We start from the raw sequence: 14041 nt of genomic DNA on the forward strand, positions 1-14041 counted from the left end.
CCCAAGTGAAGAAGACCTCGACCCGGCTCGCCGACGGTCGTGAGCTCGTCTACTACGACCGGCGCGACGACGCCGTGCGCGACGCCGTCGACCGCCGGCCTCTCGATCCCATCTCCACGAACTCCGAGACCCGGGCCGACCGGCTGCTCGGCGACTTCGTCGCCGTCGCATCCCACCGCCAGGGCCGCACCTACCACCCGCCGGCCGACGAGTGCCCGCTCTGCCCCTCGCAGGGCGAGGCCCTCAGCGAGATCCCCGACTCCTCCTACGACGTCGCGGTCTTCGAGAACCGCTTCCCCTCCCTGGCCGGAGACTCGGGCCGCTGCGAGGTCGTCTGCTTCACCTCCGACCACGACGCGTCCTTCGCCTCGCTCACCGAGGACCAGGCCGGCCTCGTCCTCGACGCCTGGACCGACCGCACCGCCGAGCTGTCCCACCTCGACTCCGTCGCCCAGGTCTTCTGCTTCGAGAACCGCGGCGCCGAGATCGGCGTCACCCTCGGCCATCCGCACGGGCAGATCTACGGCTATCCGGGGGTCACCCCGCGCACCGCCTTGATGCTGCGCTCGCTCGCCGCGCACCGCGAGAGCACCGGCGGCAACCTCTTCGACGAGGTGGTCGCCGACGAGCTCGCGGACGGCAGCCGGGTGGTCCTGGAGGGCGAGCACTGGGTGGCGTTCGTGCCGTACGCCGCGCACTACCCGTACGAGGTGCACCTCTACCCCAAGCGACGGGTGCCGGATCTGCTCGCGCTCGACGCGGCCGCGCGCCATGAGTTCCCACAGATGTATCTGGAACTCTTGAGGCGCTTCGACCGGATCTTCGGTGAGGGACAGCCGCCGACGCCGTACATCTCGGCCTGGCACCAGGCGCCCTTCAGGGGACTGGACGCGTTCGGTGTGCGGCGTGACGAGTTCGGCCTGCACCTCGAGCTTTTCACCATCCGACGCACTTCCGGCAAGCTGAAGTTCCTCGCGGGTTCCGAGTCCGGCATGAACGTGTTCATCAACGACGTGCCGCCGGAGACCGCGGCCGAGCGACTGCGAGAGGTAGCGAGCAAGTGAGCACTTCCCCCAAGAAGTACCTGGTGACCGGCGGCGCCGGTTACGTCGGCAGCGTCGTCGCCACGCATCTGCTCGAAGCAGGTCACGAGGTCACCGTGCTCGACAACCTCGCCACCGGCTTCCGCGCCGCCGTCCCCGGGGGCGCCGCCTTCATCGAGGGCGACGTCAAGGACGCCGCCAAGTGGCTCGACCCGTCCTACGACGGCGTCCTGCACTTCGCCGCCTTCTCCCAGGTCGGCGAGTCCGTCGCCAAGCCCGAGAAGTACTGGGACAACAACGTCGCCGGCACCCTCGCCCTGCTCGCCGCGATGCGCGGCGCAGGCGTGCGCAAGCTCGTCTTCTCCTCCACCGCCGCCACCTACGGCGAACCGGCCGGCAGCACCATCACCGAGTCCGACCCGACGGCACCCACCAGCCCGTACGGCGCCTCCAAGCTCGCCGTCGACCACATGATCACCGGCGAGTGCGGTGCCCACGGCCTCGCCGCGGTCTCGCTCAGGTACTTCAACGTCGCCGGCGCCTACGCCGCACAGTCCGGCACCGTGACCGGCGAGCGCCACGACCCCGAGTCCCACCTCATCCCGCTGGTCCTCCAGGTCGCCCAGGGCCGCCGCGAGGCGATCTCCGTCTACGGCGACGACTACCCGACCCCGGACGGCACCTGCGTACGCGACTACATCCACGTCGCCGACCTGGCCGACGCCCATCTGCTCGCCCTCGACGCCCCGGCCTCCGGCGAGCACCTGATCTGCAACCTGGGCAACGGCAACGGCTTCTCGGTGCGCCAAGTCATCGAGACCGTAAGGGAAGTGACGGGCCACCCGGTCCCCGAGACCGTCGCACCGCGCCGAGCGGGCGACCCCGCCGTGCTGGTCGCCTCCGCGGACCTGGCCCGGGAGCGGCTCGGCTGGAATCCGTCCCGCGCGGACCTCGCGGGGATCGTCGCCGACGCCTGGGCGTTCGCACGCTCCGGCGAGGCCGCAGGGGAGGGGCACACCGCGTGACCGAGAACGAGACCGCGACCGCCTTCGTCGCCGACGACCCCGCGGCAGTGACCGACGGCTTCCGCGCGGTGTACGGCACCGAGCCGACCGGCGTCTGGGCCGCCCCCGGGCGGGTCAACCTGATCGGCGAGCACACCGACTACAACGACGGCTTCGTGATGCCCTTCGCGCTGCCGCACGCCACGCTCGCCGCGGTCAGCCCCCGCACCGACGGCCTGCTCAGGGTGCACTCGGCATCCGGCGAAGTCCCGGGCGACATCGTCGAGTTGGCGCTCGACGACCTCGCACCCGGCCGCCGCGACGGCTGGGCCGACTACCCGGCAGGCGTCCTGTGGGCGCTGCGCGACGCGGGCCACGCCGTCACCGGCGCGGACCTGCACTTCGTCTCCGACGTCCCGCACGGCGCAGGCCTGTCCTCGTCGGCGGCCATCGAGGTCGTCACCGCCCTCGCCCTCAACGAGCTGTACGAACTCGGCCTCGCCGGCTGGCAGTTGGCCCGCCTGTGCCAGCGTGCCGAGAACGTCTACGTGGGCGCCCCCACCGGGATCATGGACCAGACCGCGTCGGCCTGCTGCACCGCAGGGCACGCACTGTTCCTCGACACCCGCGACCTCACCCAGCGACAGGTGCCCTTCGACCTCGCCGCGCACGGGATGCGGCTCCTCGTCGTCGACACCCGCGTCCAGCACGCGCACAGCGACGGCGAGTACGGCAAGCGGCGTGCGGGCTGCGAGGCGGGGGCCGCGGCCCTGGGCGTACCGGCCCTGCGGGACGTGCCCCACGACGGACTCGAGGAAGCGCTCGGCCGTATCGAGGACGACGAGGTGCGGCCGCTGGTCCGCCACATCGTCACCGAGAACCACCGGGTGGAGCGGGTCATCGAACTCCTCTCGCAGGGCGGTGTGCGGGCGATCGGGCCCGTGCTGACCGAGGGGCACGCCTCGCTGCGCGACGACTTCCGCATCTCCTGCCCCGAGCTCGACCTGGTGGTCGACACGGCGCTCGCGTCGGGCGCCATCGGTGCGCGGATGACCGGCGGCGGCTTCGGCGGCTCGGCGATCGTCCTGGTCGACTCCGATGCGGCGGACACGGTCACGAAGTCCGTCCAGGAGGCGTTTGCCGCGGCTGGGTACGCGGCGCCTCGGGTGTTCACGGCTGTGCCGGGTGCGGGGGCGCGGCGGGCGCGGTGAGCTCCGCTCGGGTGTCCGCGGTGAGCTCCGCTCGGGTGTCTGGGGGCGGGCGGCTTCCGGGGCTCTGCTCCGGACCCCGCTCCTCGGTCGCCGGAGGGGCTTGATTGCCGATCGCGGCCGGTTCCCGGGGCTCTGCCCCGGACGTGACTCCTGAATCGCCGCAGGGCTGGGTCGAGCCTGATTGGTGAAACAGTTCTGCAAATCGACTTCCGCTCCCCGCGCCCGGCTCTACGCTGATGCACAGCATCGGTGGGGGCCGGTGCTGTTCAGGGGGCGAGACAAGTCGGGTACGACGCCCGGAGCAGGGTGAGCGGCGGCACGGCGGCGGTCGTGGCACCGCGCCGAACTCCGCACCGGACGTCGTACCCGCGCAGGTCCGTCCCCCACCGGGGGCTCGGCGAACGGCCCCCGGAATCATGAAGCCTGGGGGTTTCACGTGGTCCGGATCCGGGTCCTGGTCGTCGACGACCACCGCATCTTCGCCGAATCGCTCGCGGCCGCACTCGCCGCCGAGCCCGATGTCGACGTCGCCGCCGCAGGCAGCGGGCCTGCCGCGCTGCGCTGTCTCGAGCGCGCCGCGTCCGAGGGCCGTCGCTTCGATGTGCTGCTCGCCGACGCCGACCTGGGCGCGACGGCCGTGCCCGAGGCCCGCGCACCCGCTCCGGTGCGCGACGGCGGCCAGGACGACCTGGTCGACGGCATCTCCCTGGTCACAGCGGTCCGTTCGGTCCAGCCCGCGGTCCGTACGGTGGTCCTCGCGGAGAAGGACGACCCGCACCGCGCAGCGCTCGCGCTCGGCGCCGGCGCCTCCGGCTGGGTCGCCAAGGATTGCTCGCTCTCCCGGCTCCTCACGGTGATCAGGGGAGTCCTGCGGGACGAGACGCATCTGCCACCCGCCCTGCTCACCGGCGTACTCAGGGAGCTGACCGCGGCCAGAAAGCACCGCACCGAGAGCGAACGCCTCGTCGAGTCGCTGACCCCGCGCGAGCGCGAAGTGCTGCGGTGCATGGTCGCGGGTCTGGGGCGCAAGGCGGTCGCCGAGCGCCTCTATCTGTCTCCGCACACCGTTCGTACGCACATGCAGAACGTGCTGGGGAAGCTCGGCGTCCACTCGACGCTCGCGGCCGTCGCGCTGGCCCGGAGGGCCGGGGTCGGTCCGGCCGACCTAGCCGGGGACGTTGTCGAACGGGGCGGTCAACTGGCGTAGCAGTCCGGCCAGTTCGGACCGCTGGCCGCGGGAGAGCTCGGCGAGGATCGCGCGCTCCTGGGCGAGCAGTGCGGCCAGTGCCTCGTCCGCCCGGTCGCGTCCCTCGGCGGTGAGCCTGACCAGTACACCGCGCCGGTCGCTGGGGTCGGGCAGGCGCTCCACCAGGCCCTTCTTGGCCAGCCTGTCGATGCGGTTGGTCATCGTGCCCGAGGTGACCAGGGTCTGTGTGAGGAGCTGACCGGGGGAGAGCTGGTAGGGCGCGCCGGCCCGCCGCAGCGACGTCAGGACGTCGAACTCCCACGGCTCCAGATGATGCTCGGCGAACGCGAGCCGCCGGGCCCGGTCGAGGTGGCGCGCGAGTCTGCTCACGCGGCTCAGTACCTCGAGCGGTTCCACGTCGAGGTCAGGGCGTTCCCGACGCCATGCCGCGACCAGCCGATCGACCTCGTCCTCCATGGCGATCAGTGTAAGGGGTCCCTCGACATGAAGTCTCTTGACGTCGAGAGATATTTGGGGTTCGGTATGGGCATCGTGATGTGCATCGTCGCGGCGGAAGCCGATCAACGGCTGTCCGATGGCTGCTCAGTGGCCGATCGGCAGCTGATCGAAGCTTCCCCGCTCGCACCAAGCAGGGAGCTTGTACATGCATGCCGCACCTACCTGGGACCCGCAGCAGTACCTGCGCCACTCCGGGCACCGTACCCGGCCCTTTCACGATCTTCTCGCCCGCATACCCGACCTGCCGGCCACCGGCGCACCCGCCCGCATAGCCGACCTCGGCTGCGGCCCCGGCAACGTCACCGCCCTGCTCGCCGAGCGCTGGCCGAACGCCCACATCACCGGATTCGACAGCTCCCCCGAGATGCTCGACCGCGCCGCCTCCCACGCCGGCGCCACCCCGGGCGGCGGGCTCCTCGAATTCCGCGAGGCCGACGCCGCGCACTGGACACCCGACGACACCTACGACCTGATCGTCTCCAACGCGGCCCTCCAGTGGGTCCCCAACCACCCCGAGTCCTTCCCCGCCTGGATCGCCGGCCTACGCCCCGGCGGCACCCTCGCCTTCCAGGTCCCCGGCAACTTCACCGCCCCCAGCCACGCACTGCTCGGCGAACTCTGCGACCTCCCGCACTGGCGCGACCGCCTCGGCACCCACGGCCGACGCTTCGTCCACATACTCAGCCCGGCCGACTACCTGATCCGGCTCACCGACCTCGGCTGCGCCACGGACACCTGGGAAACCACCTACTCGCAGCTCCTGCCCGGCGAGGACCCCGTACTCGACTGGGTCAAGGGCACCGCCCTGCGCCCCGTCCTCACCGAGCTCGCCGACGACCCGGCGGCCTCCGCCGAATTCGTCGCCGAATACCGCGACCTGCTCCGCAAGGCCTATCCACCGGGCCCGCACGGCACCGTCTTCCCGTTCCGCCGCATTTTCGCCGTCGCCCGCAAACCCGCTCTGTGAAGCACTGAGGATCCTGCGATGCTGACCGCCGTCGACCACGTCCAACTCGCCGCCCCACCGGGCTCCGAGGACCTGCTGCGTACGTACTACGTGGACGTCCTCGGAATGACGGAGACCGCCAAGCCCGCGGTCCTCGCCGCCCGCGGCGGCTGCTGGTTCGAGGCCGGCGGCGTCCGCCTCCACCTAGGCATCGAGCCCGGCTTCCGCCCCGCCCGCAAGGCACACCCCGGCCTGCGCGTACGCGACATCGACGCCTACGCCGACCGCCTCACCGCCCGAGGCGCCGAGGTCACCTGGGACGACGCCCTGCCTGGCCACCGCCGCTTCTACTCGACGGATCCGGTCGGTGATTCAGAAACGACTGAGCGCGTCCAACGAGATGTCCATCGTGATCGGGAAGGGGACGCCTGTCTTCAGCTGCTCGTGGTGGATGCCGGACACGACATACGACTTCGCCACGATGTCGAGCTCGTAGACATGGACGACCGGGTGACCGTCACTGCCCGCCGCGTCTACGAGCCAGAAATGCGGGATGCCGGCGGCGGCGTACTTACGGGGCTTGGCGTCGCGGTCCCGGGCCTCCGAATCGGGGGAGACCACCTCGATGGCCAGGACGACGTCCTCGGCCCGGAAGTGGGTCTGATCCAGGCCAGTGACGGCTTCGGTCCGCACGATGCTGACATCGGGCTCCGGGCCGTTGCGTCTGTCGAGGACGACGGTCATCTCGCGCTCCGCCGTCAGTGACTCCGGCAGTGTCTGCCGCAGCCCGTTCATCAAGAGGTCGATCATCTTGGCGTGGAAACGCCGTTGCGGCCTCAAGAAAACAAGGCTCCCGTCGATCAGCTCAGTGTGCGGCGGGAGATCGGGCAGCGTGAACAGGTCGTCCACGGTGTAGCCGTTCGGCGGCGGCGCAGGCCGGCGCGCGCCTCGATCGGAGATCGGCTCGGCGGTCATGGTTCCTCCCATGGACGGGATTCTCGGCCTGCTGTTCCACGGTAGCCGGGCCCTTCCCCGCACGTCATCACAAAGAGTGACAAGCGCAGGTCGGGCTCAGTTCTTGCGATGCCCTATCAGGCGCGGCTTCGCCTCCAGATTGCCCAGGCCGTGCCAGGCCAGGTTCACCAGATGGGCCGCGACCTCGGCCTTCTTGGGCTTACGGGTGTTCACCCACCACTGGCCGGTCAGCGCGACGCTGCCGACCAGGGCCTGGGCGTAGAGCGGTGCGAGCTTCGGATCGAAGCCGCGGGCCTTGAACTCCAGACCCAGAATGTCCTCGACCTTCGTGGCGATGTCCGAGATCAGCGACGCGAACGTCCCCGTCGACTGCGCCACGGGGGAGTCACGGACCAGAATGCGGAAACCGTCCGTGTACTCCTCGATGTAGTCGAGCAGCGCGAACGCGGCCTGCTCACACAGCTCCCGCGGATGCCCCGCGGTCAGCGAACTCGTCACCATGTCGAGCAGCCGCTGCATCTCACGGTCCACCACCACCGCGTACAGGCCCTCCTTGCCGCCGAAGTGCTCGTACACGACCGGCTTGGAAACACCCGCCTTCGAGGCGATCTCCTCGACAGACGTGGCCTCGAAGCCCTTCTCGGCGAAGAGGCCACGTCCGATGTCGAGCAGCTGTTGGCGGCGCTCCGCCCCGGTCATCCTGGTCCTGCGCGCCCGGCGGGGCGGCTTCTCGTCGCTCTTGCTGGAACTCGAACTGGAACTGGAGGTGGAACTCGGGTCCGTGGCCACGCCCCCCATCATGCAGGGTCGGCGGCCTCGGACTTGCGGCGGGACTCGATCCGCCTCGCCGACGGCCACCGGACGTCGTACGCCCACCCCAGCTGCTCGCACCACCGGATGAAACGGGCACTGGAATCCACCTGGCCGCGCATCACCCCGTGCCGGGCCGACGTCGGGTCCGCATGGTGCAGGTTGTGCCAGGACTCGCCGCAGGACAGGACCGCGAGCCACCACACGTTGCCCGAACGGTCACGGGACTTGAAGGGCCGCTTGCCCACCGCGTGGCAGATCGAGTTGATCGACCAGGTCACGTGATGCAGCAGCGCCACCCGTACCAGCGACCCCCAGAAGAACGCGGTGAACGCACCCCACCAGGACATCGTCACCAGACCACCGACCAGTGGCGGGATCGCCAGCGAGAGCAGTGTCCAGTAGATGAAGTCGCGGGAGATCCGGCGGATCGCGGGGTCCTTGATCAGATCCGGCGCGTACTTGTCCTGCGGAGTCTGCTCCTCGTCGAACATCCAGCCGATATGGGCCCACCACAGACCCTTCATCAGCGCCGGCACCGTCTCCCCGAACCGCCACGGCGAATGCGGGTCGCCCTCGGCGTCCGAGAACTTGTGATGCTTACGGTGATCCGCCACCCAGCGCACCAGCGGCCCCTCCACCGCGAGCGACCCGGCGATCGCCAGCGCGATCCTCAGCGGCCGCTTCGCCTTGAACGAACCGTGCGTGAAATAGCGGTGGAAGCCGACCGTGATGCCGTGGCAGCCGACGAAGTACATGACGACGAGCAGGCCCAGATCGAGCCAGCTCACCCCCCAGCCCCACGCCAGCGGCACAGCCGCGAGCAGGGCGAGGAAAGGGGCGGTGATGAAGAGAAGCAGCGTGAGCTGCTCCAGCGAACGCTTCTGTTCGCCGCCGCGGGTCGCGGAGGGGAGTGGCGAATCAGACGATCGCGCGGAGTCGATCACATCGGAGCGGTTGCTCACATCGGAGCTCGGGGTCATGGGCGTCCCCTGTGGGGTGTTGAGGGATGGCGACGGCTTGTGCCTGGTCACGGCACCGATCAAACCTCCTACCAGCGCGTAACCTACGGCGACGTAAGTATGGCAGCGCGCAAGCGGGAGGCAAGAGGTCGCGGCGGGCAAGGTGAAAGGGAGACCTATCCTGGTGGGGTCGGACAGCGTGGTCCGCTCTGAGTCTTCCCGGGAATCCGGCTCTCACGATGTACGAGTACCCACCTCGGACCGCCGGATCCCCTCCAGACGCGCCGTCCGGCCCTCGCGACCACCCTCGCGGCGGGCCACGCGGTGCGACGCACCTCCTCATCACCGCAAGGAGCCGCACCTGTGAGCAGTGCCGACCAGCAGAACACCACGACCAGCGCCGAGCTGCGGGCAGACATCCGCCGACTCGGTGACCTGCTCGGTGAGACCCTCGTCCGCCAGGAAGGGGCCGAGCTGCTCGAACTCGTCGAACAGGTCCGCGCCCTCACCCGCAGCGACGGCGAAGCCGCCGCCCGGCTGCTCGGCGACACCGAACTGGAGACCGCGGCCCAGCTCGTCCGCGCCTTCTCCACCTACTTCCACCTCGCCAACGTCACCGAACAGGTGCACCGCGGCCGCGAACTGCGCACCCGCCGCGACCTCGAGGGCGGCACCCTCGCCCGCACCGCCGACCGCCTCAAGGACGCCGACCCGGACCACCTGCGGCAGACCGTCGCCCACCTCAACGTGCGCCCCGTCTTCACCGCGCACCCCACCGAAGCCGCCCGCCGGTCCGTACTCACCAAGCTCCGCCGGATCGCCGAACTCCTCGAAACCCCCGGCCCCGAGGCAGACCGCCGCCGACTCGACCTCCGCCTCGCCGAGAACATCGACCTCGTCTGGCAGACCGACGAACTGCGCGTCGTACGCCCCGAGCCCGCCGACGAAGCCCGCAACGCCATCTACTACCTCGACGAACTCCACGCCGGCGCCGTCGGCGACGTCCTCGAGGACCTCACCGCCGAACTCGAGCGCGTCGGCGTACAGATGCCCGCCGGCACCCGCCCCGTCACCTTCGGCACCTGGATCGGCGGCGACCGCGACGGCAACCCCAACGTCACCCCCGACGTCACCTGGGACGTCCTGATCCTGCAGCACGAGCACGGCATCACCGACGCACTCGAGATGATCGACACCCTGCGCGGACTGCTCTCCAACTCGATCCGCTACACCGGCGCCACCGAGGAACTCCTCGCCTCCCTCCACACCGACCTCGAGCGCCTCCCGGAGATCAGCCCCCGCTACAAGCGCCTCAACGCCGAGGAGCCCTACCGCCTCAAGGCCACCTGCGTACGCCAGAAGCTCGTCAACACCCGCGAACGCCTCGCCAAGAGCACCGCGCACGAGCCCGGCCGCGACTACCTCGGCACCGCCGAACTCCTCCAGGACCTCACCCTCATCCAGACCTCCCTGCGCGAACACCGCGGCGGACTCTTCGCCGACGGCCGCATGGACCGCACCATCCGCACCCTGGCCGCCTTCGGCCTGCAACTCGCCACCATGGACGTACGCGAACACGCCGACGCCCACCACCACGCACTCGGCCAGCTCTTCGACCGGCTCGGCGAAGAATCCTGGCGCTACGCCGACATGCCCCGCGACTACCGGCAGAAGCTCCTCGCCAAGGAACTCCGCTCCCGCCGCCCCCTCGCCCCCTCACCCGCCCCGCTCGACGCCGCGGGCGAGAAGACCCTCGGCGTCTTCTCCACCGTCAAGCGCGCCCTCGAAGTCTTCGGACCCGAGGTCATCGAGTCGTACATCATCTCCATGTGCCAGGGCGCCGACGACGTGTTCGCCGCCGCCGTCCTCGCCCGCGAGGCCGGCCTCGTCGACCTGCACGCCGGCTGGGCCAAGATCGGCATCGTGCCGCTCCTCGAGACCACCGACGAACTGCGCGCCGCCGACGTCATCCTCGACGAGATGCTCGCCGACCCCTCCTACCGACGCCTCGTCTCCCTGCGCGGCGACGTCCAGGAAGTCATGCTCGGCTACTCGGACTCCTCCAAGTTCGGCGGCATCACCACCTCCCAGTGGGAGATCCACCGCGCCCAGCGCAGGCTCCGCGACGTCGCCCACCGCTACGGCGTACGCCTCCGCCTCTTCCACGGCCGCGGCGGCACCGTCGGCCGCGGCGGCGGCCCCTCCCACGACGCCATCCTCGCCCAGCCCTGGGGCACCCTCGAAGGCGAGATCAAGGTCACCGAACAGGGCGAGGTCATCTCCGACAAGTACCTCGTGCCGTCCCTCGCCCGCGAAAACCTCGAACTGACCGTCGCCGCAACCCTGCAGGCCTCCGCCCTGCACACCGCGCCCCGCCAGTCCGACGAAGCACTCGCCCGCTGGGACGCCGCCATGGACGTCGTCTCCGACGCCGCCCACGCCGCCTACCGGCGCTTCGTCGAAGACCCCGACCTGCCCACCTACTTCCTCGCCTCCACCCCCGTCGACCAGCTCGCCGACCTGCACCTCGGCTCACGACCCTCCCGCCGCCCCGGCTCCGGCGTCTCACTCGACGGACTCCGCGCCATCCCCTGGGTCTTCGGCTGGACCCAGTCACGGCAGATCGTGCCCGGCTGGTTCGGCGTCGGATCCGGCCTCAAGGCCCTGCGCGAAGCCGGCCTCGACACCGTCCTCGACGAGATGAACGACCACTGGCACTTCTTCCAGAACTTCATCTCCAACGTCGAAATGACCCTCGCCAAGACCGACCTGCGCATCGCCCGCCACTACGTCGACACCCTCGTGCCCGACGAGCTCAAGCACGTCTTCGACACCATCGAGGAAGAACACGCGCTCACCGTCGCCGAGGTCCTGCGAATCACCGGCGGCAAGCAACTCCTCGAACGCAACCCGGTCCTCCAGCAGACGTTCTCCATCCGCGACGCCTACCTGGACCCCATCTCCTACCTCCAGGTCGCGCTCCTCAAGCGCCAGCGCGACGCCGCCGCAGCCGACCAGGAACCCGACCCACTCCTCGCCCGCGCACTCCTGCTCACCGTCAACGGAGTCGCCGCAGGCCTGCGCAACACCGGCTGACCACAAGCCGGTTCACCCGCACACACGAGTGCCCCCGCCCCGCCTGCACAGGCGGAGCGGGGGCACTCGTGCGTCACCGGACACGACCGCTACAACGTCACGAACGCAGCCCCCAACAACGCCGCACCCAAAAGACCCGTCCCCCACGCAACCCGCGTCAGCCGCAACCCACCACCCACCACCACACCCGCCAACACCAACGCACCACCCAACGGCATCCACGCATGAAAAAACCCACCCGCCCCGGTACGCACCACCTCAGAACTCCCCGGCTTCACCACCACCGACAACCGCGCCCCCTTACGCACATCGATCGACCGGTCCACCACCACCCGCTCGCGCGCCTCGGACCCCGGCGAACTCGGCACATACGCCCCACTGCACCGGTCCTCACCACACTCCGCCACCGTCAACGTCCCCCGCTCCCGACTGTCCGAGAGCACCACATGCTGCGCCGTCCCCCACGACGCCCACACACCCGCCACCACCAGCAACACCGCCACACACACCGTCGCCGCCACCCGCCCCACCGTCACCAGCCCCGGCCGATCACCGGACACACGACGCGAACGACCACGCCCGACCTGGCCGGATCTCGACGTCGAACGCTTCGCAGGGAGAGCAGGCATGGCCGCGATCCTTGGCCATGCGACCGCACCCGTCAACTTGCCCCACACCGGCCGCGACACGTCCGTCCCGCTACATCAGGACATGTACACCAAGCACCGCCGCACACGTCCCCACGCCGCCGACCCACCCCCGTACATCAAGAGTTGTAGGTGCTCTGCGCACGCTCCAGACCCTCCAGAACCAGCGCCTCCACCGCATCCGCCGCACGATCCACGAAATACCCCAACTCCTTGCGCTCCGCCCCGGAAAAATCCTTCAGAACGAAATCAGCCACCGGCATCCGACCCGGCGGACGACCAATACCGAACCGCACCCGGTAATAACCAGGACCCATCGCCTTCGTCATCGACTTCAACCCGTTGTGCCCGTTGTCACCACCACCCGACTTCAGCCGCAACGTGCCGTAATCGATGTCCAACTCATCATGAACAGCCACCGTCCGCTCAAGCGGCACCTTGTAGAAATCCCGCAACGCCGTCACCGGCCCACCCGACAGATTCATGTACGACGTCGGCTTCGCCAACACCACCCGACGACTCCCCGGACCCGGCGGACCGACCCGCATCTCCACCACCTGCGCCTGCGCCCGCCCCGCCCGCTTGAACCCACCCCCCGCACGCTCAGCGAGCAGATCCGCCACCATAAAACCCACATTGTGCCGATTACCCGCATAACCGGGGCCCGGATTACCCAACCCCACCACCAGCCACGGACCCGCCGCCTCAACCATCTGCATAACTCCCTTCATACGCCGGCCACCACACCGGCCACCCACTCAAACGCCGACCGCCGTCCCGCACCTCGCGGGCGGAACGGCGGTCGAACGGACAACTCCCGGGCCACACCCGGGAAAAAGAAGATCAGGCCTCGGCGCCCTCGGCCCCCTCCTCGCCCTCAGCAGCCGGCTCCTCGGCCTGCGCCGCCAGCACCTGCAGCACAACCGCGTCCTCGTCGCCGGCAAGCGTCGAACCCGACGGCAGCGGAATGTCCTTCGCCAGAATCGACGCACCCGCGTCCAGACCCGCGATGGAAACCGTCACGGACTCCGGGATGTGCGTCGCCTCGGCCTCGACCGACAGCGTGTTCAGCACGTTCTCCAGCAGGTTGCTGCCCGGGGCCAGCTCGCCCTCGGTGAGCACCGGGATCTCCACGACGACCTTCTCGCCACGCTTCACCGTGAGCAGGTCGACGTGCTCCAGAATGCCCTGACGCAGCGCGTCACGCTGCACGGCCTTCGGGATCACCAGCTGGCTCTTGCCCTCGATGTCCAGGTTGATCAGAACGTTCGAGTTCTTCAGCGCCATCAGGGTGTCGTGGTGCGGAAGCGCCACGTGAATCGGGTCCTCGCCATGGCCGTAGACAACGGCAGGCAGCTTGTCGGCACGACGCAGACGGCGGGACGCACCCTTACCGAACTCGGTGCGGGACTCGGCTGCGATCTTTACCTCGGACATATGCACTCCTCGTAAGCGACGGAAAGCTGTGGCAGTCACCCGGCCACGACTGGCCTGCTACGAAGAGCGCGCCGATAACGGACCACCGACCCATACAGGTACGGCCTCCCTCGCCGAGCAACTCGATGAGTCTACCCGGCAGGAAGGCCGCACCCAAAAGGATCTTCGAGAGCCCGCACACAGCAGACCCACGTCACCAGAAAAA

Annotated in this window: 13 protein-coding genes and 1 pseudogene; 7 read left to right on the top strand and 7 right to left on the bottom strand. The window is 69.6% G+C overall.

Annotation, left to right across the window (positions count from 1 at the left end; translation table 11 throughout):
* Positions 1 to 5 precede the first annotated feature (5 nt).
* The 4 genes from galT (at position 6) to DSC45_RS19275 (ending at position 4465) form a co-directional block, all read left to right on the top strand.
* The gene (gene galT, locus DSC45_RS19260) at positions 6 to 1064 is read left to right on the top strand and encodes a galactose-1-phosphate uridylyltransferase (protein WP_119292592.1); all 1059 of its coding nucleotides are present in this window, start codon (positions 6 to 8) and stop codon (positions 1062 to 1064) included.
* On the top strand, positions 1061 to 2068 hold the full coding sequence (galE, locus tag DSC45_RS19265) for a UDP-glucose 4-epimerase GalE (protein ID WP_119292594.1): 1008 nt from the start codon (positions 1061 to 1063) through the stop codon (positions 2066 to 2068). The genes galT and galE overlap by 4 nt, the downstream gene beginning before the upstream one ends.
* 47 nt (positions 2069 to 2115) lie before the next feature.
* Entirely contained in the window at positions 2116 to 3258 is a 1143-nt protein-coding gene (gene galK, locus DSC45_RS19270) for a galactokinase (protein ID WP_240434743.1), read from the top strand.
* A gap of 436 nt (positions 3259 to 3694) precedes the next feature.
* Entirely contained in the window at positions 3695 to 4465 is a 771-nt protein-coding gene (locus DSC45_RS19275; RefSeq protein WP_119292598.1) for a response regulator transcription factor, read from the top strand.
* Here the strand turns inward: DSC45_RS19275 and DSC45_RS19280 are convergent.
* Complete coding sequence (locus DSC45_RS19280) at positions 4424 to 4921, bottom strand: MarR family winged helix-turn-helix transcriptional regulator (RefSeq protein ID WP_119292600.1); 498 nt, start codon at positions 4919 to 4921, stop codon at positions 4424 to 4426. The two genes, DSC45_RS19275 and DSC45_RS19280, sit on opposite strands and share 42 nt — an antisense overlap.
* 187 nt (positions 4922 to 5108) lie before the next feature.
* On the opposite strand from DSC45_RS19280, the gene DSC45_RS19285 reads away from it, so the two are divergent.
* Both DSC45_RS19285 and DSC45_RS19290 read left to right on the top strand, forming a co-directional pair.
* On the top strand, positions 5109 to 5930 hold the full coding sequence (locus DSC45_RS19285) for a trans-aconitate 2-methyltransferase (protein WP_119292602.1): 822 nt from the start codon (positions 5109 to 5111) through the stop codon (positions 5928 to 5930).
* A gap of 18 nt (positions 5931 to 5948) precedes the next feature.
* Positions 5949 to 6281: pseudogene (locus DSC45_RS19290) on the top strand (VOC family protein); the annotation flags it as partial.
* Here DSC45_RS19290 and DSC45_RS19295 read toward each other — a convergent pair.
* The 3 genes from DSC45_RS19295 to DSC45_RS19305 form a co-directional block, all read right to left on the bottom strand.
* Positions 6282 to 6884 carry a Uma2 family endonuclease gene (locus DSC45_RS19295; RefSeq protein ID WP_119292603.1) on the bottom strand — a complete coding sequence of 201 codons (603 nt, stop codon included), beginning with the start codon at positions 6882 to 6884 and terminating at the stop codon, positions 6282 to 6284. It abuts the pseudogene before it with no gap.
* Between the two features lie 96 nt (positions 6885 to 6980).
* Positions 6981 to 7685, bottom strand: a complete 705-nt coding sequence (locus tag DSC45_RS19300; RefSeq protein WP_119292605.1) for a TetR/AcrR family transcriptional regulator — start codon at positions 7683 to 7685, stop codon at positions 6981 to 6983.
* Positions 7682 to 8677 carry an acyl-CoA desaturase gene (locus DSC45_RS19305; RefSeq protein ID WP_119292607.1) on the bottom strand — a complete coding sequence of 332 codons (996 nt, stop codon included), beginning with the start codon at positions 8675 to 8677 and terminating at the stop codon, positions 7682 to 7684. The genes DSC45_RS19300 and DSC45_RS19305 overlap by 4 nt, the downstream gene beginning before the upstream one ends.
* Before the next feature lie 342 nt (positions 8678 to 9019).
* Here DSC45_RS19305 and ppc point away from each other — a divergent pair, with 342 nt between their 5' ends.
* Positions 9020 to 11752 (top strand): phosphoenolpyruvate carboxylase, encoded by a 2733-nt coding sequence (gene ppc, locus DSC45_RS19310; RefSeq protein WP_119292609.1) that lies wholly within the window; start codon positions 9020 to 9022, stop codon positions 11750 to 11752.
* A gap of 89 nt (positions 11753 to 11841) precedes the next feature.
* Here ppc and DSC45_RS19315 read toward each other — a convergent pair whose 3' ends face one another.
* The 3 genes from DSC45_RS19315 to DSC45_RS19325 all read right to left on the bottom strand — a co-directional run bounded on the left by DSC45_RS19315 (position 11842) and on the right by DSC45_RS19325 (position 13836).
* Positions 11842 to 12381 (bottom strand): hypothetical protein, encoded by a 540-nt coding sequence (locus DSC45_RS19315; protein ID WP_240434730.1) that lies wholly within the window; start codon positions 12379 to 12381, stop codon positions 11842 to 11844.
* 137 nt (positions 12382 to 12518) lie between these two features.
* The gene (gene pth / locus DSC45_RS19320; protein WP_119292828.1) at positions 12519 to 13112 is read right to left on the bottom strand and encodes an aminoacyl-tRNA hydrolase; all 594 of its coding nucleotides are present in this window, start codon (positions 13110 to 13112) and stop codon (positions 12519 to 12521) included.
* Between the two features lie 130 nt (positions 13113 to 13242).
* On the bottom strand, positions 13243 to 13836 hold the full coding sequence (locus DSC45_RS19325; RefSeq protein ID WP_119292613.1) for a 50S ribosomal protein L25/general stress protein Ctc: 594 nt from the start codon (positions 13834 to 13836) through the stop codon (positions 13243 to 13245).
* Positions 13837 to 14041: the final 205 nt, after the last annotated feature.

This window comes from Streptomyces sp. YIM 130001 (genome assembly GCF_003574445.1).
Lineage (GTDB): Bacteria > Actinomycetota > Actinomycetes > Streptomycetales > Streptomycetaceae > Streptomyces.

Coding starts and splice junctions, on each gene's coding strand:
- DSC45_RS19280 (WP_119292600.1), bottom strand. CDS start 4,921: ATGGAGGACGAGGTCGATCGGCTGGTCGCGGCATGGCGTCGGGAACGC.
- DSC45_RS19285 (WP_119292602.1), top strand. CDS start 5,109: ATGCATGCCGCACCTACCTGGGACCCGCAGCAGTACCTGCGCCACTCC.
- DSC45_RS19295 (WP_119292603.1), bottom strand. CDS start 6,884: ATGACCGCCGAGCCGATCTCCGATCGAGGCGCGCGCCGGCCTGCGCCG.
- DSC45_RS19300 (WP_119292605.1), bottom strand. CDS start 7,685: ATGATGGGGGGCGTGGCCACGGACCCGAGTTCCACCTCCAGTTCCAGT.
- DSC45_RS19305 (WP_119292607.1), bottom strand. CDS start 8,677: ATGACCCCGAGCTCCGATGTGAGCAACCGCTCCGATGTGATCGACTCC.
- DSC45_RS19315 (WP_240434730.1), bottom strand. CDS start 12,381: ATGCCTGCTCTCCCTGCGAAGCGTTCGACGTCGAGATCCGGCCAGGTC.
- pth (WP_119292828.1), bottom strand. CDS start 13,112: ATGGTTGAGGCGGCGGGTCCGTGGCTGGTGGTGGGGTTGGGTAATCCG.
- DSC45_RS19325 (WP_119292613.1), bottom strand. CDS start 13,836: ATGTCCGAGGTAAAGATCGCAGCCGAGTCCCGCACCGAGTTCGGTAAG.